Annotated in this window: 14 protein-coding genes; 11 read left to right on the top strand and 3 right to left on the bottom strand. The window is 56.4% G+C overall.

What is annotated here, in order from left to right; genetic code table 11:
• The first annotated feature begins 37 nt into the window (after window positions 1-37).
• A complete protein-coding gene (locus ACTJKV_RS15535; RefSeq protein WP_062424401.1) occupies window positions 38-757 on the top strand; it encodes an SDR family NAD(P)-dependent oxidoreductase in 720 nt (239 codons plus the stop codon).
• Window positions 758-903: 146 nt separating this feature from the next.
• Here the strand turns inward: ACTJKV_RS15535 and ACTJKV_RS15530 are convergent, their stop codons facing one another.
• Complete coding sequence (locus ACTJKV_RS15530; protein ID WP_274101220.1) at window positions 904-1851, bottom strand: 2-hydroxyacid dehydrogenase; 948 nt, start codon at window positions 1849-1851, stop codon at window positions 904-906.
• Between the two features lie 249 nt (window positions 1852-2100).
• Between ACTJKV_RS15530 and ACTJKV_RS15525 the strand changes: the two genes are divergently transcribed.
• The 10 genes from ACTJKV_RS15525 (at window position 2101) to ACTJKV_RS15480 (ending at window position 14755) form a co-directional block, all read left to right on the top strand.
• Window positions 2101-3648 carry an ABC transporter substrate-binding protein gene (locus tag ACTJKV_RS15525; RefSeq protein WP_062424404.1) on the top strand — a complete coding sequence of 516 codons (1548 nt, stop codon included), beginning with the start codon at window positions 2101-2103 and terminating at the stop codon, window positions 3646-3648.
• A 68-nt stretch (window positions 3649-3716) separates the two neighbouring features.
• The gene (locus ACTJKV_RS15520) at window positions 3717-4688 is read left to right on the top strand and encodes an ABC transporter permease (protein WP_062424405.1); all 972 of its coding nucleotides are present in this window, start codon (window positions 3717-3719) and stop codon (window positions 4686-4688) included.
• Window positions 4685-5524, top strand: a complete 840-nt coding sequence (locus ACTJKV_RS15515) for an ABC transporter permease (RefSeq protein WP_062599833.1) — start codon at window positions 4685-4687, stop codon at window positions 5522-5524. The genes ACTJKV_RS15520 and ACTJKV_RS15515 overlap by 4 nt, the downstream gene beginning before the upstream one ends.
• Before the next feature lie 2 nt (window positions 5525-5526).
• A complete protein-coding gene (locus ACTJKV_RS15510) occupies window positions 5527-7230 on the top strand; it encodes an ABC transporter ATP-binding protein (protein ID WP_440599040.1) in 1704 nt (567 codons plus the stop codon).
• Between the two features lie 125 nt (window positions 7231-7355).
• A complete protein-coding gene (locus tag ACTJKV_RS15505; protein ID WP_440599039.1) occupies window positions 7356-8708 on the top strand; it encodes an aspartate aminotransferase family protein in 1353 nt (450 codons plus the stop codon).
• A gap of 17 nt (window positions 8709-8725) precedes the next feature.
• Entirely contained in the window at window positions 8726-10153 is a 1428-nt protein-coding gene (locus tag ACTJKV_RS15500) for an amidase (protein WP_440599038.1), read from the top strand.
• 69 nt (window positions 10154-10222) lie between these two features.
• Complete coding sequence (locus tag ACTJKV_RS15495) at window positions 10223-11308, top strand: phosphotransferase (RefSeq protein ID WP_440599037.1); 1086 nt, start codon at window positions 10223-10225, stop codon at window positions 11306-11308.
• Window positions 11305-12639 carry an aspartate aminotransferase family protein gene (locus ACTJKV_RS15490; protein WP_440599036.1) on the top strand — a complete coding sequence of 445 codons (1335 nt, stop codon included), beginning with the start codon at window positions 11305-11307 and terminating at the stop codon, window positions 12637-12639. Before ACTJKV_RS15495 ends, ACTJKV_RS15490 begins: the two co-directional genes overlap by 4 nt.
• Window positions 12640-12676: 37 nt before the next feature.
• Window positions 12677-13915, top strand: coding sequence for a Zn-dependent hydrolase (locus ACTJKV_RS15485; RefSeq protein ID WP_440599035.1), 1239 nt, complete (start codon window positions 12677-12679; stop codon window positions 13913-13915).
• A gap of 129 nt (window positions 13916-14044) precedes the next feature.
• Window positions 14045-14755, top strand: coding sequence for a GntR family transcriptional regulator (locus ACTJKV_RS15480; RefSeq protein WP_440599034.1), 711 nt, complete (start codon window positions 14045-14047; stop codon window positions 14753-14755).
• 107 nt (window positions 14756-14862) lie between these two features.
• Here the strand turns inward: ACTJKV_RS15480 and ACTJKV_RS15475 are convergent, their stop codons facing one another.
• Window positions 14863-16929 carry an ATP-dependent helicase gene (locus ACTJKV_RS15475; RefSeq protein WP_440599033.1) on the bottom strand — a complete coding sequence of 689 codons (2067 nt, stop codon included), beginning with the start codon at window positions 16927-16929 and terminating at the stop codon, window positions 14863-14865.
• A 360-nt stretch (window positions 16930-17289) separates the two neighbouring features.
• Window positions 17290-18759, bottom strand: a complete 1470-nt coding sequence (locus ACTJKV_RS15470) for a diguanylate cyclase domain-containing protein (RefSeq protein WP_440599032.1) — start codon at window positions 18757-18759, stop codon at window positions 17290-17292.
• Window positions 18760-19008: the final 249 nt, after the last annotated feature.

Below are 19008 nucleotides of genomic sequence, written 5' to 3'. Positions count from 1 at the left end.
AATGATTGGAGTTCCGCCCTTGGTAGACTTACCCTATATGCTTTTGACGGGTGCTAGTCGTGGGATCGGGCACGCTACGGTCAAGCTGTTCTTGCAGCACGGCTGGCGAGTATTGACGGTGTCGCGGCAGCCATTTTCGGAGGAGTGCCGCTGGCCATCGGCTCGCGAAAGCCATATTCAGGCCGATCTCGCCGATCTTTCCGGTATCGACGAATTGGTCCAAATGGTGCGCAGCCGTCTTCCTGATGGCAAGCTGGCGGCGCTGGTAAACAATGCAGGTATCTCGCCGAAGGGGCCTGAGGGCAGCCGCCTTGGGGTGGCCGAAACCGATGCGGCGACCTGGACAAAAATTCTGAATGTCAACCTGGTTTCCACCGCTCTCCTTGCTCGCGCGCTACTGCCTGAACTCCAGGCCGCGCGGGGTTCCATCGTCAATGTGACATCGATTGCGGGCTCTCGCGTCCATCCCTTCGCCGGGGTTGCCTATGCCGCGTCCAAGGCCGGACTGGCCGCGCTGACCCGTGAACTTGCGCACGAATTCGGGCCCCGCGGTGTTCGAGCCAATGCGATTGCTCCGGGCGAGATTGCCACCTCAATTCTATCTCCCGGCACAGATGAGCTAGTTGAGGCCGAGGTGCCGCTGGGGAGGCTCGGCACGACGGACGAAGTTGCCAGGACCATCTACTTTCTCTGTACCGAACAGTCGTCCTACATCAATGGCGCAGAAATCCACATCAACGGCGGACAGCACGTCTGATGTTGCGAAACGTTCTTGCCATGGGAGTGTCGCTGTTCGCCTCTCGGGCAATTTCGGCAACAGCCAGCACTGAGGCTCCGTGCGTCAGTCTACACGCATAAGCGCTCTCTCTTTTCAGAGTCTATGCATCGGCTGAGGCGTGCCTTTTAGTATCCGCTGTCTCGATTACCTTCATTGAGTGGCGGCATTCCCGCCAACACGCGTGTCGCATTCTCGAAGATCTGCGCGACGACATCTTTGGGATCTGGCATGGACGCGATGTGAGGCGTTGTGAAGATCTTGGGATGATCCCACAGGGGGCTGTCCTCGGCAAGTGGCTCCTTCGTGAAAACATCCAGCATCGCTCCGCGAAGGTGGCCGCTGTCGATTGCTTCGATCAGATCAGCTTCGACCAGGTGCTCACCGCGGCCCATGTTGATGATTGCAGCACCTTTCGGGAGTTGGGCGAACAGTTTGGCATTCATAATTCCGCGCGTGGCGCCGGTGAGGGGAAGCAGGCAGATCACCGCGTTGCAACCGGAGAGAAACACCGGCAGTTGCTCGTCGCCGTAATAGGTGATGATACCCGCTTCTTCCTTGGGTGAGCGTGCCCATGCGCGGACGTTGTAGTTGAGGGCAAGAAGGCTGCGTCCGACCGTCCGTCCGATCGCACCAAATCCTAGTATGCCCACCGAGTAATCGCGTGCTGGGATCTGCGAAGGGCGTTCCCAGCATTTCAGTGTGGCATTTTGCAAATGTCGGTCCATCTCGCGATGAAACAACAGGACCGACCAGATGGCATATTCTGCCATGCCAAGCGCATGCCGGTCGTCCACGACACGGCAAACGGGGAGAGAAGGGAGGCCTGGATCGGCGAAAATGTTGTCCAGGCCGGCAGCGATACTATGGACCAATCTAAGGTTGGGCATAGTAGCAAGAAGCCCGTGAGGCGGATTCCAGGCGACCGCAACGTCGGCGGTCTCAAATCCGGCCTCTGGATAAATGCTGAGTCTCGCGCCCAGCCCGGACGCTTTGAAGGCGTCTTTCAGAAAGCTGAGGTCGAGAGTGCTACTGATTAGAGCTATGTGCGGCTTGTGATTTAGTGCCTCATTCATCGTCTCAATCCTGTCCAAGCCCGTTCCGGGGTAGCGCATTTTTGGCACAAAGCCGCAAATGCGTGCCATCCGCTTAATTTTTGATCCACATTTTAGTGAGTTCAACTTTTATGCAAAAATGGCGCGGTCTTGCTTGACACCTCGCGCTCAAGGGAGTCAAGATGATGTACCAATATATTGGTATATTGTTACTGCGATGAGATCGCAAAGTGACGTCTGCAAGAAACGAAAATCCATAAGGGGAACTTCATGCGACGACTGATTTCTGCATCCCTAGCCATTTTCATGATGACAACCGCTGCATCAGCGCAAGCTGTTCCAGGGGGTAAACTGAACCTGATCGTTCAGCCCGAACCGCCAAGCGTTATGATCGGCACCACAACAAATGGGCCGGCCCTACTGGTCGGTGGCAATATCTACGAAAGCTTGCTCCGCTACGATGAAAACCTCAAGCCCGAACCATCGCTCGCCAAATCCTGGACCATTTCCGACGATGGCCTGACCTATACGTTTACGTTGCAGGATGGCGTGAAGTGGCACGACGGCAAGCCGATGACATCGGCTGACGTTCTGTTCTCCGCCAACGACTATCTTATGAAGATGCAGCCGCGTCATCGCAACTTGATGACCCATGTGGAAAGCGTGACCGCGCCGGACGAAAAGACCGTCGTGTTCAAGCTGAAGCAACCTTTCGAAGCCTTTATCCGCGGTTTGGCCTTCTACACGATGCCGATCGTGCCCAAGCACATTTATGAAGGTACCGACTACGCGACGAACCCAGCCAACGACAAGCCGATCGGAACGGGCCCTTTCAAGTTCGACGAATGGAAGCGTGGCAGCTACATCCATCTCGTCAAGAACAATGACTATTACATTAAGGGTAAGCCTTACCTCGATGAGCTGTACTATCAGGTCATTCCAGACGGTGCGTCGCGGTCCGTTGCATTCGAGACAGGCAAAGTCGATGTCTTACCGGGCGGATCGGTTGAGAATTTCGACATTCCCAGACTGAAGGATTTGCCCAACAGCTGCATAACGGAAAAAGGCTGGGAGTACTTCGCTCCGCTATCGTGGCTATGGTTGAACAACCGCAAGGCACCGATGGATAATGTGAAATTCCGCCAGGCAGTTATGTACGCGCTCGATCGCGAGTTTGCCAAAGACGTTTTGTGGAACGGCTATGGAAAGGTTGCAACCGGTCCACTGTCGTCAAAATTGCCCTTCTACAAGGATGTTGAACCGCATTATCCACACGACGTTGATAAGGCCAAAGCACTGCTTAAGGAGGCCGGCTATGACGGCAAACCTCTGAAGCTTCTCCCGCTCCCATACGGTGAAACATGGCAGCGCTGGGCAGAAGCGGTGAAGCAGAATCTTGAGGAAGTCGGTATTCCGATCGAGATCGAAGCGACGGACGTTGCGGGTTGGAATCAGCGCACGTCGAACTGGGATTACGACATCGCCTTCACATATCTTTACCAGAATGGCGATCCGGCCATAGGCGTGGATCGCAACTACAAGACCTCTCAGATCGCAAAGGGCAATCCGTTCAACAATGTCGAGGGCTATTCCAATCCGGAACTCGACAAGCTGTTCGAACAGGCGGCCGTCGCCTATCCAGCCTCCAAGCGTCAGGAACTCTACGATCAAGTCCAGAAGAAGCTTCAGGAAGACGTGCCGGTCGCCTGGCTGCTCGAGCTCGGTTTCCCGACGATCTATAACTGCAAGGTTCAAGACATCGTCACGACGGCGTCAGGCCTTCCGGAATCCATGCGCGACGCCTGGATCAAGAAGTAAGTCGATATTTGGCGGAGATCAGTCTCCGCCAATCATTCAGACCGAAAACCCTAGTCGGAGCCACGCTCATGCTCAGATTCATCTCGGGGCGCCTGTTAAAGGCAGCCGTGATCTTGATCTGTATCACCGTGCTCAACTTCTTTCTCATTCATGCTGCGCCGGGAGACCCGGCTTCGGTGATGGCGGGAGAAGCAGGTGATGCCGATCCCGCCTTCCTTCAACAGCTCCGAGAACGGTTTGGTCTCGATCAGCCACTTTATGTGCAGCTTTGGATCTATGTGTCTTCGGTCCTTCGGCTTGATCTCGGTTACTCCTACCGTCAGCAGCTACCGGTGCTTCAGCTCATTAGCGAACGTTTGCCGGCGACGTTGCTTCTCTCACTCTCCGCTTTTGTGATCTCGCTCGGTCTCGGTGTTGCGGCTGGCGCTTTTGCTTCTGCTAGGCAAGGAAAGTGGGCCGACACGATTATCTCGCTGGTGGCGCTGATCTTCTACGCGACACCGCTGTTCTGGCTGGCGCTGATGGGCGTCTTATTGTTCTCCGTCGAACTCGGCTGGCTACCCGGCTTCGGTTACGAAACGGTCGGGGCCAACTACACCGGCGTTGCCCGTATGCTGGACATATTGCGGCACCTTATTTTACCCGCAATGACGCTCGGCCTGTTTTTCATGGCCGTCTATGCCCGCATGACCCGCGCCTCGATGTTGGAGGTTGGCAGGCTCGATTTCGTCAAGACTGCGAAGGCCAAGGGTCTGCGTCCAGGCATCATCCAGCGCCGCCATGTGCTGCGCAACGCTCTCTTGCCGGTCGTAACCCTTGCCGGTTTGCAGGCAGGTCAGTTGGTCGGTGGAGCCGTGCTGATCGAGACTGTCTTCGCGTGGCCGGGCATCGGCCGGCTGATGTTCGATGCATTGTCGCAACGAGACTATAATCTTTTGCTTGGTGTGTTTGTCGTCTCCGCCGCGATGGTCCTGCTCTTCAACCTCATCACCGACGTGCTTTACCGCCTCGTCGATCCGCGCATCAAGGTGGCGTCATGAAGGATTTCTGGAAACGCTTTTCGCAGAATCGCGGTGCTGTCGTCGGCCTCGTTATTTTGCTCCTGGTCGTCATTGTATCGATCGTTGCTCCCTTCCTTTACACCAAATCCCCCTGGGCAATGGTCCAGCGGCCGTTCATTCCGCCTTTCACCATGGATGCCTTCTTCCTCGGTACGGATCCGATGGGGCGTGATCTCGCTGCAGGTCTCGCTTACGGTGCCAGGGTGTCGCTTCTCGTTGGTCTTGTCTCGACCGTGGTCTCTCTGCTGATCGGTATTCCGATCGGTGCGATCGCCGGTTACTTCGGCGGTTGGGTCGATGATGTGCTGATGAGGTTCACCGAGTTCTTCCAAAGCGTTCCGAGCTTCGCGCTTGCAGTGGTACTGGTGGCCATTTTTCAGCCGAGCATCTATTCGATCGTGATCTCGATCGCCATCGTCTCCTGGCCTCCTGTCGCCCGCCTTTTGCGCGGCGAGGTGATGTCGCTCCGGTCGCGTGAATTTGTCGAGGCAGCTGTTCTTTCCGGCCAAAGGCACTCCACGATTATCTGGCGGCAAATTCTGCCGAATACACTTTCGCCGATCATCGTGCTTGCCTCGATGATGGTGGCTGCGGCGATCCTGATCGAAAGTTCGCTTTCGTTTCTCGGATTGGGCGATCGTAACATCATGTCGTGGGGTTACATCATCGGCGCCGGTCGCACCGTGATCCGTCAGGCCTGGTGGGTGAGCTTTTTCCCCGGCCTTGCAATCCTGTTGACTGTGCTGGCGCTGAACCTAGTCGGGGAGGGGCTGAACGATGCCCTCAACCCTCGCCTTGCGCGAAAGGGGAAGTAAATATGGCCGACACCATAGATACCGATGACGTGAGCTTTGAAGGGACTGCTGCGGCCGTTCTTCATCCGGGAGCGCTGGAGAAAGAAGGGCGCGGGGAACCGGTCGTCCATATCGACCGGCTGAGCATCGCATTACCGGATGGCGCAGACCGGCCCTTTGCAGTCGACCGTGTCAGCTTCAAGCTCTTTCCTGGAGAAATGCTTTGCGTGGTCGGCGAAAGTGGCTCAGGCAAATCGATGTCTGCCAATGCGCTGATGGGACTATTACCGGATACGGTGCGCGTGGCGCAGGGCCGCATCCTCCTAGGCACAACAGATCTCGTTACTATGCCAGCCGACGCGCTCTACGCCATTCGAGGGCGCCGCGTTGCGATGATTTTTCAGGAACCGATGTCTGCGCTCAACCCGCTGATGAAGGTTTCGGCGCAGATCGAGGAGGTTTTCGAAGCGCATGGGTTGCTGACACCAAAGGAGCGAAAAGAAAAAGCACTGTCGCTTCTTACGGAAGTCGGCCTGCCAGATCCGCCGCGCGTTGCAGCCAGCTACCCGTTCCAGCTTTCCGGCGGTCAGCGCCAACGCGTTATGATTGCCATGGCGCTGGCGTTGGAACCGGAGGTGCTGATCGCAGACGAGCCGACCACCGCGCTCGATGTGACGACGCAGGCGCAAATTTTGAAACTGATCGCCAAGCTCCAGAAGGAGCGCAATATGGCGGTCATGTTCATTACCCATGATTTCGGCGTCGTAGCCGAGATCGCCGACTATGTCAGCGTCATGCAGCTCGGTCGAATAGTCGAACAGGGGACAGCGGAAGAAGTCCTTTTCTCGCCGAGACACCCCTATACGAAGAAGCTGATCGCTGCCATTCCCCGCGCTGGCGAGGGCGTCAAGCACGTTGACGACCGGGAGCCACTGCTCACTGTCGAGAACCTTTCGAAGGTTTATCGTATGGGCACGGGGCTGTTCTCCAAGGTGCGCGAGGTGAACGCGGTCAAGAATGTGTCCTTCACACTTTGCCGTGGCGAAACGCTGGGCATTGTGGGGGAAAGCGGATCCGGTAAATCCTCAGTGGGACGTTGTCTCGTACGGCTGCAAGATCCCAGCAGCGGGCGCATCTTGCTTGGCGGTCAAGACATGGCGCATTTGAAAGGCGAAGAACTGCGAACCATGCGCCGGCGGATGCAAATGATTTTTCAAGATCCTTACTCATCGCTCAATCCGCGCGAAAAAGTCGGGCGCATCATTGCCTCAGGGCCTATTGCTTATGGCGAAGATGAAAAGAAGGCGTTGGCACGCGCGGCCGAATTGATGGAGATGGTCGGTCTCGATCCGAAGGCGACGAACCGTTTTCCGCACGAGTTTTCTGGCGGTCAGCGCCAGCGTATCGGCATTGCGCGGGCGCTGGCGCTCGAACCTGAGATCATCATCGCCGATGAGGCTGTTTCAGCCCTTGATGTGTCGATCCAGGCCCAGGTCCTGGAACTGCTGGGCCAGCTCAAGAAAGACCTCGATCTCTCTCTTGTCTTCATCACTCATGACCTTCGCGTAGCGGCAAAGATCTGCGACCGTGTGATGGTAATGCAGAAGGGCGAGGTGGTCGAACTCGGTAACGGGAACACGATCTTCGATAAACCCCAGCACCCCTACACGAAGAGCCTGATCGAGGCCATTCCCGGTCGGGCGAAGGAAGCGCTCATGACGGCCTAGTGCAATGAATTTGACACTTGATGCCGACGTGAGCCGGCCTCGATGATGAAATGTCAAAATCAGACCACTCGTCCGGTCGATATTAACCAAGTTGGGGGCCTAAGAGCCCGTTTGTGGAGCAGTACATGACGATTATGCCGAATTCTGTGGAAGCCCGCGACATGGCCTATCAGATGCATCCGATGGTCAATCTTCGAAAATACGAAAAATCAGGCGGTCTCGTGATCGAGAGCGGCGACGGGATCTATGTCACCGACAATACGGGAAAGCGTTATATCGAGGGACTAGCCGGGCTGTGGTCGGTGGCGCTGGGCTTCGGCGAAAAGCGCCTGGTGGAGGTGGCCAAGGCACAGATGGAGAAGCTGCCCTATTATCATAGCTTCGCCTACAAGACTCACGGACCTTCGGTCGATCTGGCGGAGATGTTGATCAAGCTCGCTCCCGTGCCGATGTCGAAAGTGCATTTTACATCCTCGGGTTCGGAAGCCAACGACCTTGCCTGCAAGATGGTGTGGTACCGTTCCAATGCGCTTGGCAAGAAAGACAAGAAGAAGATCATCGGCCGGATCAAGGGCTATCATGGCGTCACAATCGCTTCCGGTTCAATCACGGGCCTGCCTCGCAATCATGAAAGCTTCGATCTGCCGCTTGACCGGATGATCCACACGTCATGCCCATCCTACGTGCATTTCGCCTTGGACGGCGAGAGTGAAGCCGATTTCACCAAGCGCATTCTGAATGATCTGGAAGAGCTCATTCTGAAGGAAGGTCCGGAGACGATCGCTGCCTTCTGGGGTGAGCCTGTGATGGGCGCTGGCGGCGTGCTGGTGCCGCCGGATGGTTACTGGGCCGGCGTTCAGGAGATCCTGAAGAAATACGATATTCTTCTTGTCGCCGACGAAGTGATCTGCGGCTTCGGCCGCACGGGCAAGATGTTTGCGTGCGAAACGCTCGGCATTGAGCCGGATGTGCTGGTCGTGTCGAAGCAGATCTCGTCGTCCTACATGCCGCTTTCCGCGATTATCATGAATGATCGCTTTTATCAGCCGATCGCCGATGAATCGGATCGGATCGGCGTCTTCGGTCACGGGTTCACCGCGTCCGGTCATCCCGTCGCGACAGCCGTCGGTCTCGAGAATCTGAAGATCATCCAGGAACGCGACCTTGTCGGCAATGTGGCGCGCCTCGAAGGAAAGTTCCTCCACGGACTGGCGGCACTTGCAGAACATCCGCTTGTGCATTCGTCGCGCGGCATTGGCCTTCTTGGTGCGCTGGAGGTTAACCCATGGGCGGATGCAAATGCTGGGGACGCCGCTGCGGCGGTTGCGGCGGAATGCCAGAACGAAGGCCTGATCATCCGCAATATTGGAGAAGCGATCTGCTTCTGCCCACCGTTGATTATCACTGCCGAGCAGATCGACGACATGTTTGGTGCCGTCAGTCGCGCACTGGCCACCGTTCAAGCCACGCGTGCCTAAGCCTTGAGGATTGAGATATGGATGTGACGAACAAAACCGACCTTGGCGAGATGACGGCCGTACAGCTCTCGCAGCTCTTCGCCTCGGGCCAGGCGTCCCCCGTTGAGGCCGCAAAGGCATCGCTGGCACGGATTGAGAAATTCAACCCAAGCGTAAATGCATTCGCTTATGTCGTGCCGGAACTGGCACTGGCAGAAGCGAAAGCATCGGAATCGCGCTGGAAGAAAGGAGAGCAACTTTCCCCCATCGATGGTGCGCCGACAACAATCAAGGAATTGACCCCCGTGAAGGGTATTCCCTGGCGACGAGGGTCAGCACTGGGTTCGACAACGCCATCGGAGAAAGAGTTTCTCATCATGGAACGCCTGCGTGGCGCTGGCGTCACTGTCCTTGGCACAACAACATCGCCGGAGTTTGGCTGGAAGGGAGTGACCCACGGCCCGGCCTTTGGAAAAACGCTCAATCCGTGGCGTACAGATCGCGCCTCCGGAGGCTCGTCTGGCGGTGCAGCCGTTGCAGCAGCGCTCAATATGGGTGTCCTGCATGAGGGGTCTGACGGCGCCGGCTCGATCCGTATTCCGGCCTCTTTCTGCGGAACATTCGGTATCAAGCCGACCTATGGCTGGATCCCTTCCGACACGCCGACGCCGCTCTTCGAGCTTGCGCATCGCGGCCCGCTGACTCGGACGGTTGAAGATGCGGCGCTGTTCATGAATGCAACAACGGGTCCGACCCCAAAGGCGATGTATGGCTGCTGCCCCACTCCCGTGCCGAACTGGCATGAAGGAACCAAGGCCGCCAACATCAAGGGCATGAAGATCGGTTACAGTCGCAATCTTGGCTACGCCGAGGTCCAGCCGGACGTGGCCGCGGCCGTCGAGCGCGCCGCCAAGCGGCTGGCCGACATGGGTGCCATTATCGAAGAGGTCGATCCGGGGTTCTCCAATCCGCAGGATGCTCTTCTCGCCCTTTGGTACGCCGCCGAAGCCAGAACTGTAGAGTTGATCAATCCAACGGAAGAGCAAAAAGCGCTTATGGATCCGGGCCTGATCCGCATTTATGAGAAAGGCTGTGCCTATACCGCGCGGGACTATGTCGCGGCCGAACAGGTCAGGGCTGATCTTAAAGTGACGATGGCGCTGTTTCATCAGACCTACGACGCGCTCATGCTACCGACCATGCCGACGACAGCAATTGAGGCAGGTGTGGATTTCCCAGGCGGCATCGAAGGCAAGGACTGGTCGGACTGGTCGCCATTCACCTATCCGTTCAACATGACCGGCCAACCGGCCGTGTCGGTACCCTGCGGCTTCGATCAAGGCGGCCTGCCTATTGGTTTGCAGTTTGTTGGTCCGCGCTATCGCGATGACATCGTGCTCGCGCTGGCCGCGGCCTACCAATCGGCCTTTCCGGAGGAGACGATCAGCGCGCCGAGGCTCGTCTGATCAGACAATGTGCGGGGACCGACGATGGCCCCGTGCTCATCATTCAATGCAATATCGGGGAACGGGAACATGTCTTCCACGGCACACCAGGAAGCGGCAAGTGCGCTTGGCGCGGAGCTGAAGACAAGCGCAACCACCGTGCTTGCGGATCAGGCAGAGCAGATCGCGCGGGAGAAATACGGCTTCGTCGGAAGGGCGGAATGGCTCTGGGGCGAAAAGGACAGCAATTACCGCCTTACGCTCGGTGACGGTTCGGAATATCTCCTCAAGATCCTCAATCCGGCCGAAAATCCTGCCATGACCAGCATGCACAGTCAGGCGCTTTTGCATGTCGAAGCTGCCGACCCGGGCATTCCAATCCAAAGGATCATCCGAACGCTCGACGGCGAGGCGGATTTCCGGATGACCGATGATGAAGGTGCCACCCGTGGGGTACGCATGGTTACATTTGTTCCGGGAAAATCCCAGAAATCGCAGCCGCATTCTGCGATCCAGCGCTATCGCATTGGTGCGTTGTTGGGTCGGATGCAGAAGGCTCTTCAAGGTTTCACACATGAAGCCGCCCATCATCGTATCACCTGGGACATGTCTCACGCAGCGGGGCTGCGGGACTTGCTGTCCATCTTCGGCGACGAGGCGCAACGAAGGAGGCTGGAGGCGGCGATGACGGACTTCGAAAGCCTGATCCTGCCGCGCATAGCGCAACTGCCCGCGCAGGTTATCCATAATGATTTCAACATGGAAAACATTCTCGTCAGAGAGGAGAATCCAGACGCGATCAGCGGCATCATCGATTTCGGTGACATGGTGCATGCACCGGTCCTATTCGATGTTGCGGTGGGTGCGGCCTACCAGATGGGGGACGCTGCGGACCCCGTCGAAGCGATGTGCGATTTCCTCAAAGGATATGCGACGGAAAAGCCGCTGTCCGATCAGGAACTCGAACTGATGTATCCGGCAATCTTGACACGCATGCTGATGCGACTTGCGATACAGGAATGGCAAGCCAAACTATTTCCGGAACATAAGGAACGTTACACCCGAAATAGTCCCACCGTCTGGGCACAATTTGCTCGCCTCGATGCATTGCCAAAGGATGATACTATTGCGCGACTAGCAGCGGCTTGCCGCACGTCCGTGGAGAGACCGGCATGAACAAGCCAGCAACGACGATGATCAACGGCTTCGACGCGTCGCGTCTGGCCAGTCTGCCGGAGCGGGAGCGTTCGATGATCGAACGTCGTCAGGCGTTGCTCGGCCCGTCATACCGATTGTTTTACGAAAATCCTCTACACCTTGTGCGCGGAGACGGTGTCTGGCTCTATGACCCTGACGGAAATGCTTATCTTGACGCGTATAATAATGTGCCCTCGGTCGGCCACTGCCATCCCCGCGTGGTTGCTGCGATTGCCGAACAAGCTGCAGTATTGAACACACATACGCGCTATCTCGACGATAAGATCCTTGCTTACTCGACGAGACTGCTTGCAACATTCCCCGAGGAATTGAACCGGGTCATGTATTGCTGCACCGGTAGCGAAGCTGTTGACCTGGCACTACGCATTGCCGGCTATCAAACCGGTGGAACCGGTATCATCATCACCGAAAACGCTTATCACGGCACGACAGCTGTAACGGCCGCCATCTCTCCATCGCTGGGCCCCAACATGCCGCTTGGCATGCATGTGGTCACCGTGCCGGCACCCGATGCCTATCGTGCCGATGGCGGAGACGTCGGCGATATGTTTGCGCAGGAGGTTTCCAAGGCGATTGCTTTCATGCGCCGCCGTGGGATCAAGCCCGCCGCCTTCATCGCCGACAGTATCTTTTCGACCGACGGGATATTCTCGGAGCCAGCTGGCTTCTTGAGAAAAACATTGGAGGTTGTCCATGAGGCCGGGGCACTTTACATCGCCGACGAGGTGCAACCGGGCTTCGGTCGTACAGGCTCTCACATGTGGGGCTTCATGCGCCATGGCATTGTGCCGGACATCGCTGTGATGGGTAAGCCGATGGGCAACGGCATGCCTATCGCCGCTGCGGTGATGAAGAGCGAGGTGCAGGAGCGTTTTGGCCACGACATTCGCTATTTCAACACCTTTGGCGCCAACCACGTGTCGATTGCCGCCGCCAATGCCGTCTTGGACATCATTGAAGACGAGGGGCTGACCGACAATGCGTTATCGACGGGCAACTACATGCTGGAGGGCATGCGTAAGCTGCAGCAGACATTCGACGGCATCGGAGATGTTCGGGGCGCGGGCCTCTTTCTCGGCCTTGAATTCGTGAGCGATCGCAAGAGCCGCACTCCGGATGGTGCCCGCTCGCTGGCGGTGGTCAATCGCATGCGTGAACATCGTATCCTCATCAGCGCGGCAGGCATTTACGGCAACACGCTGAAGATCCGTCCACCGCTGCCCTTTGGACACGAACACGCCGATATCTTCCTCAACACGCTCGAATCCGTGCTGCACGAAACGAATTGATTTCGAGAATTGCTTTTAGACCATCCAAGGATAGACCATGACAGCGTCACCTGACATTAACGCTGAACGCTTGTGGGCCGACATCATGACGATGGGGGCAATCGGCGCCACCGAGGGCGGCGGCAGCTTTCGCCCGGCCCTTTCTGACGCAGACAGGGAAGGCCGCAACCTGTTTCGTTACTGGGCGCAGGAGGCCGGCCTCACAGTCACGGTAGACGAGATCGGCAACATGTTTGCAAGGCGAGAAGGTGAAGACCCGTCTCTGCCGCCACTGATGATTGGCAGCCATCTCGACACCCAGATGCCCGGCGGCAAGTTCGATGGCGTCCTCGGCGTGCTCGCTGGACTTGCTGTTGTGCGATCGTTGAATGCCGGAGGCATTGCGACAAAACGGGCAATCGAGATCGCCAACTTTACCAACGAGGAAGGCGCGCGGTTTCAGCCGGGCATCATGGGGTCCAGCGTTTTTGCCGGGCTCTCGCGGCTTGATGAAGCCTTGTCACGCAAGGACGATGAAGGAACGCTGCTCGGCGACGAGCTTGTTCGCATCGGGTATGCGGGATCCCGTCCAGTCGGTGGTCAACCGGTACATAAATATTTAGAACTGCATATCGAGCAGGGACCAGAGATGGAGGCGGCCGGTGTCACGATCGCCGCCGTTTCCAATAGTTCCTGGGGTTGCAGCGGATTCATCGATATCAAAGGCGAGAATGGCCATTCGCAGACCGCACCGATGTCAAAGCGTCGGAATGCTCTGGTTGCGGCAGCTCAACTCATTATAGAGATCGAGGCGATAGGCGCGGAGAACGAGCCCGATGGAATGGTGAGCGCCACAGTCATCCGGAATTGGCCGAACAACCGAGTAAACATTCCGCACTTGACCAAGCTATCATATGTCGTCGTTCATGCGACGGAGCCGGGTCGGGCCGCGATTATCAACCGCATCGAGTCTGCTGTAAAAGGGATTGCAGATGAGACTGGGCTATCGATACACAACGCCAATTCGCATTATCGCCAACGGCTGGATCTATCGAGTGAGCTTTGCGGACAGGTACTGGAAGCAGCGGCGGACCGTGGCTATCCATCCATGACGCTGCCGACGCTGACGTCGCATGACGCCCTATCGATGACGCAGATATGCCCCACCGCCATTATCTTCGTCCCCTGCAAAGGCGGCATCTCCCACAGTGAGAAAGAGTGGTGTGAACCATATCAAGTTGCAGCAGGTGCCAGAGTTCTCCTCGACATGACCCTTAAGATCGCCAACGAGCTCTGACGCTCAGCGGCAAAACATCATCCCATGGTACGGGAAACGGGCGATGTGATACTATGTTGTACTTATTGAACTGCGCGAAAGAGGCATTGGGTGAACTTACACACGAAACTGGGATTAGGTGACACGAGCGTGACCGAAGGCGCGGGCCTACCCAAGGCACTGTGGGCCTATAATGTCATCCGCGACGCAATCATTACCATGAAGCTGGCACCCGGAGAGACGCTTAGCGAAAAAGATACCTGTGCAGAGTTGGGTATCTCGCGCACCCCGATGCGCGAAGCAGTCTTGCGTTTGGCCCAAGAAGGTCTGGTCAACATCGTTCCCAGCGGCGGCACCTTCATCAACAAGATCGTCATGAAAAAGGTCATCGAAGGCCATCTGGTTCGCTCAAGCCTTGAGACACGCACCATAAGGCTTGCGGCGCGCAACTTCGATCCGGTTTATGAACGCGACCTTGACCTTTTGATTTTCCGCCAGCATGACGCGGCCAAGCGGCGCGATGTGAATGAGGCCTTCAACGTCGACAACGAATTTCACCGTCTCTTGTGTAGGATTTCAGGCTTTCCGGACATTTGGCAGACAATCCACAATGCCACCGGTCAGCTTGATCGCGTGCGCCGCCGTGGCTTTCCAAAGATCGGTTACTTCGATGAGGTAATCGCAGAGCATGTAGCACTCTCTACGGCCATAAAGGCCCGTGATGAGGATGAGGCCGTGACTTTGCTCAGACGCCATCTCAGTGGCATTTCGGCCGTGATAGAGTATGTCGTTCAAACAGATGCAGACGCAATCAGTGGACGAGACCATATCGCTTTGCTTAATGGACTTGAGGACCTTTAACCCTTCTGGTCGATCGCCGGTCTACGGGCAAGATGCTGTGTGCGCGCATCCATACTTTCCGAACGATAACGGGTCCGCCGTCGCTTAAAGGGCGCGCCCTGGCAATACTACTTCCACATTTCGCGCATCCGCGCGCCGACATCGATGCGAATTTGCTGTGCACTACGCTCAGATGCCGCAGCCGAAACTTTGGGCCAAGTCATAGTTTCGAAATATTGAAGCAGAGTTGCTGGGATGAACCTGGAACGTGATGCATAGACGTGTCGATCGCCCTGCGAGTTCTGCCCATGGGTAAAAAATCGCTGCGGCGTAATCAGCGCCAGGCTGTCCTTCGCGCGTGTCATTCCTACATAAAGCAGACGCCGCTCTTCTTCGAGTTCCTGTGTCGTCCCCGTGCCTAGATCAGACGGTATGCAGCCATCGACAACATTCAGCATGAACACGGAGCGCCATTCCTGGCCTTTCGCAGAATGTATTGTCGAGAGGATGAGGTAGTCCTCATCGAGCAAAGGGACTCCTGCCTGGTCGCTCGTAGCATCTGGAGGATCAAGGGTCAATTCGGTCAAAAACCGTTCGCGGGACGCGTATCCGCCAGCAATTTGCTCAAGCTGTAGGAGGTCAGCTTTACGCGTATCGGCATCTTCATGCATCCGCTCAAGATGGGGTTCGTACCAAAGACGGGCCTGAGCTACGTCCGAGGGCCACCCTTGCTGCGTTTTCCCAAGACCAGCGAGGAGCGTCACAAAAGATGTCCAATCTGCACCCGTCTTTGGTGGCGGCGGGATTTCCGCAAGTGCCATGATCGGTTCAGGATCAGACGAGATAGTATCGAGAATAACACCAGCCTTCTTCGGACCGATGCCTGGGAGCATCTGCAGCAGGCGAAATCCGGCAACCCGATCACGCGGGTTTTGCGCGAAACGGAGGACGGATAGCATGTCCTTTACATGGGCGCTGTCGAGAAACTTGAGACCGCCAAATTTGACGAAGGGGATGTTGCGTCGGGTAAGCTCAACCTCAAGTGCACCACTATGGCTTGATGTTCGAAAGAGAACGGCCTGCTGCTTGAGCGTCATTCCCGTTTCGCGATTGGCAAGCACCTGATCGATGATGAAGTTAGCCTGTTCGGTCTCGTCCTTGACTGTGACAAGTTTCGGGCGCTCGAGTGACTCCCGCTCCGTCCACAGGTTCTTGGTGAAACGCTCGCGTGCAAGTTCGATGACACTGTTCGCTGCCGCCAAGATCGGTTGCGTCGAGCGGTAATTGCGGTCGAGCGTGATGATGTCAGCGGCTGGGGTGAAGGACGACGGAAAGTCAAGAATGTTACGGACCGTCGCAGCGCGGAAGGAATAGATCGACTGGGCATCGTCGCCAACCACAGTCAGACCGCGACCACCCGGCTTCAGCGCCATCAAGACCGAGGCCTGCAATCTGTTGGTGTCTTGATATTCGTCAACCATAACGTGGTCGAACCGCTTGCCGATATCATCGGCTAGATCCGGATCGCCGACCATTTGCGCCCAGTATAGGAGGAGATCGTCGTAGTCGAGAACGTTCTGGCTCTGCTTTGCCTCTACATAGGCCGCAAACAATTCCTTAAGCTGCTCTTCCCACGTCGCCACCCAGGGATAGTGCTGACGCAGTATCTCGCTTAACGGTGTCTGGGAGTTTACCGTGCGGGAATAGATCGCAAGACAGGTCCCCTTGGTGGGAAATCGGCTTTCAGTTTTTGAAAAGCCTAGCTCATGACGCGCCAGGTTGATCAGGTCCGCACTGTCTTCCCGATCGTGAATCGTAAAGTCCACGTTGAGACCGATCTGCTCGGCATACATTCTCAGCAGCCTTGCGCCGATACCGTGGAATGTGCCGGACCACGCAAGTGCGTCCGTCAAGATCGCAGAGTTAGACCCCAGCACATTGCGGCAGATTCTCTCAACGCGGCGGGACATTTCTGATGCTGCTCTGCGTGAGAAGGTCATGAGAAGAATGCGCCGAGGGTCGGCACCATTGACGATGAGATGAGCGACGCGGTGCGCCAGCGTGTTTGTCTTACCGGAGCCTGCACCGGCGATGATCAGCAGTGGTCCTCCCGTCTCGCCCTCAGCCAATCCAACGCCGTGCTCGACGGCCTTACGCTGTTGCTCATTTAGTTTCTCGAGATAGGCGACGGCCATAAGATCTTACTTAATGCTCAGATTGCAAAGGAGGAATGAGGAACAAAGACTGAACATACGTGACTCTTGAGCTGTATGGAAGGTTCTCATGCCATCGAGCGATGATTTCTTCCAGAAGAGCAGGAGAATGGTCGGACGACAATCCGATGCGGCTCGCTTTAAGAGCATGCGCCTTTGATTTTCAAAGCATGCGCAAGTTTTGGCGGCGGCGCTCCGGCTGTCAATTGCGCGATCAGTGCGCCAACTCTAGCGACTTAAATAACCGATGATGCTTGGTGCGGCCTAGTAGGCACCAATCACTAGTACCCAAACGTCTTCGACACGTGACCGCCTGGAGTCAGGGTGCGATTCTGCCGCGGATTATCGTCTCCGAGCTTCCGCTCGGGTCAGCGCGCCACCGAGATTGATAGAGGCGTAATGCGCCTTCTTGTTTTCATACATGAGGGCGTCAGCACGTTTGACGACAGACTCGATTGTCTCGTCTGCTTCACTGGTCGCCACGCCGTAGGACATGCTCAGAGGAGCAGTCGAGTAAAACTGATTGTTGATCCGCAGAAGTTCAAGGATTGTTTCCATCATTGTGGCAGCGGATTTTGCATCTGCGCCGGGCAACAGGACCGCAAATTCATCCCCGCCTATCCGGCAGGCATGGTTCGGCGCCGCCACCGCGCCATTGAGGATCTCGCCGAAGCGGCGCAAGAGTCCATCGCCTGCGTCGTGCCCAAGTTGATCGTTTGCCTCCTTCAAGCCATTGAGGTCAATGATGACGGCTGAGACAGGGCGCAGCGATTTGCGCTCGAGGCGGTTCATCTCGTCGGCATAAAAGGCGCGATTGTAGAGTTTGGTGAGGACGTCATGCTTTCCGAGATATTCGAGATAGGCTTCTGCCTTCTTGCGTGCTGTGATGTCGGCGAGCGCCACCTGTACGCGAGACCAATCGCCTTCGTGACCCGGGAACACGGAGAAATGCAGCAAGATGTGACGCATTGAACCATCTAGCGCGTAATTCACCACTTCGCGGTGATGAAAGAGATTGCCGTTCCAAAGCTCCATCAGTTGTTCTCGGAAGGGTTTCTCCATGTCGTCACGGAAAATTTCGCCAAGCCGGTGCAGAAGATCGTTTTGATCTCGTGCTCCAAACAGATCGAGCGTTGACTGATTGACGTCGATAACCCTGATCTCGCTCATACATTGGCGCACAAATTCCGGGTGAACGTCCATGAATGTGCGGAAGTCGGTAATGCCGCGGTCACGGATGTCTTCAATCAGCGTGCGGATGCGACTGAAATCCTCAATCCATAGCGATACCGGGGAATGCTGGAAAATGCCCTCCGCCTGACGCCTTTGTTCGGCTTCTGCACGACGGGCGTCTTCGCGCTCGGTGATATCCTCGGTGGTCAAAAGAACCCTGCCGAGCGTCTCTTCATGACCCGGTAGAACTGTTCCTCGCAGCTGGATGTCGAGCCTGCGCCCGGAAATTGTGTAATTGACGGTCGTGCTCGAAAAAGACATTTCGCCATCGAAGAGCGCGGAAAGTTCGTTGATATGAGTGTCCAGCATATCATCGCGGAAGACCGCAGTGATATTGGCGACCAAGTGCTCGAGACTATCCGCTTCGAACAGGTCCAGAGTTTTGGCGTTGACAGCGGTGACGCGGATCCGCGTCGAACAGTCATGAATCCGACTGCGATCCTCTCTCAGGAACGCTTTGATGTCGGTCACTCCGTTGGAACGCCAGTTATCGAAAAGCGCCTGCACTCCGCTGAAATCTTCGATCCACATGGCGATCGGCGCAAGATTGAAGATATCGGACTCTAAAGCATCGATCATCGGATTTCCTGGGGTAACTTCGAGCACTGGAGGGGACCGCGCTGCCGAGACTTTACGAATAATATGTAACCGGTGCTTTAATAGTATTGAAAGTCCTCGATCAAAAGATGGGTTGGCGCGTGCGAGCCCGTAAGGATCGGCATTTCCGCAGGCGCGACACACAAGGTCAATCCAAGCGAATGTTAACGGGCGGAACGTTGAACAATGTTCGTCGTCGTTCGTTTGTCTCCGCAAGCTGCGGATTGAACC

Origin of the sequence: Agrobacterium sp. 22117 (assembly GCF_052045735.1) — a bacterium.
In the GTDB taxonomy this organism is placed as follows: domain Bacteria; phylum Pseudomonadota; class Alphaproteobacteria; order Rhizobiales; family Rhizobiaceae; genus Agrobacterium; species Agrobacterium cavarae.
The sequence above is the reverse complement of the archived record's forward strand: the minus strand, read 5'-3'. Positions and strand labels throughout refer to the sequence as shown.

What these genes read in the sequence shown, in the direction of transcription:
- ACTJKV_RS15535 (WP_062424401.1), top strand. Translation starts at nt 38, where the DNA reads ATGCTTTTGACGGGTGCTAGTCGTGGGATCGGGCACGCTACGGTCAAG.
- ACTJKV_RS15530 (WP_274101220.1), bottom strand. Translation starts at nt 1,851, where the DNA reads ATGAATGAGGCACTAAATCACAAGCCGCACATAGCTCTAATCAGTAGC.
- ACTJKV_RS15525 (WP_062424404.1), top strand. Translation starts at nt 2,101, where the DNA reads ATGCGACGACTGATTTCTGCATCCCTAGCCATTTTCATGATGACAACC.
- ACTJKV_RS15520 (WP_062424405.1), top strand. Translation starts at nt 3,717, where the DNA reads ATGCTCAGATTCATCTCGGGGCGCCTGTTAAAGGCAGCCGTGATCTTG.
- ACTJKV_RS15515 (WP_062599833.1), top strand. Translation starts at nt 4,685, where the DNA reads ATGAAGGATTTCTGGAAACGCTTTTCGCAGAATCGCGGTGCTGTCGTC.
- ACTJKV_RS15510 (WP_440599040.1), top strand. Translation starts at nt 5,527, where the DNA reads ATGGCCGACACCATAGATACCGATGACGTGAGCTTTGAAGGGACTGCT.
- ACTJKV_RS15505 (WP_440599039.1), top strand. Translation starts at nt 7,356, where the DNA reads ATGACGATTATGCCGAATTCTGTGGAAGCCCGCGACATGGCCTATCAG.
- ACTJKV_RS15500 (WP_440599038.1), top strand. Translation starts at nt 8,726, where the DNA reads ATGGATGTGACGAACAAAACCGACCTTGGCGAGATGACGGCCGTACAG.
- ACTJKV_RS15495 (WP_440599037.1), top strand. Translation starts at nt 10,223, where the DNA reads ATGTCTTCCACGGCACACCAGGAAGCGGCAAGTGCGCTTGGCGCGGAG.
- ACTJKV_RS15490 (WP_440599036.1), top strand. Translation starts at nt 11,305, where the DNA reads ATGAACAAGCCAGCAACGACGATGATCAACGGCTTCGACGCGTCGCGT.
- ACTJKV_RS15485 (WP_440599035.1), top strand. Translation starts at nt 12,677, where the DNA reads ATGACAGCGTCACCTGACATTAACGCTGAACGCTTGTGGGCCGACATC.
- ACTJKV_RS15475 (WP_440599033.1), bottom strand. Translation starts at nt 16,929, where the DNA reads ATGGCCGTCGCCTATCTCGAGAAACTAAATGAGCAACAGCGTAAGGCC.
- ACTJKV_RS15470 (WP_440599032.1), bottom strand. Translation starts at nt 18,759, where the DNA reads ATGATCGATGCTTTAGAGTCCGATATCTTCAATCTTGCGCCGATCGCC.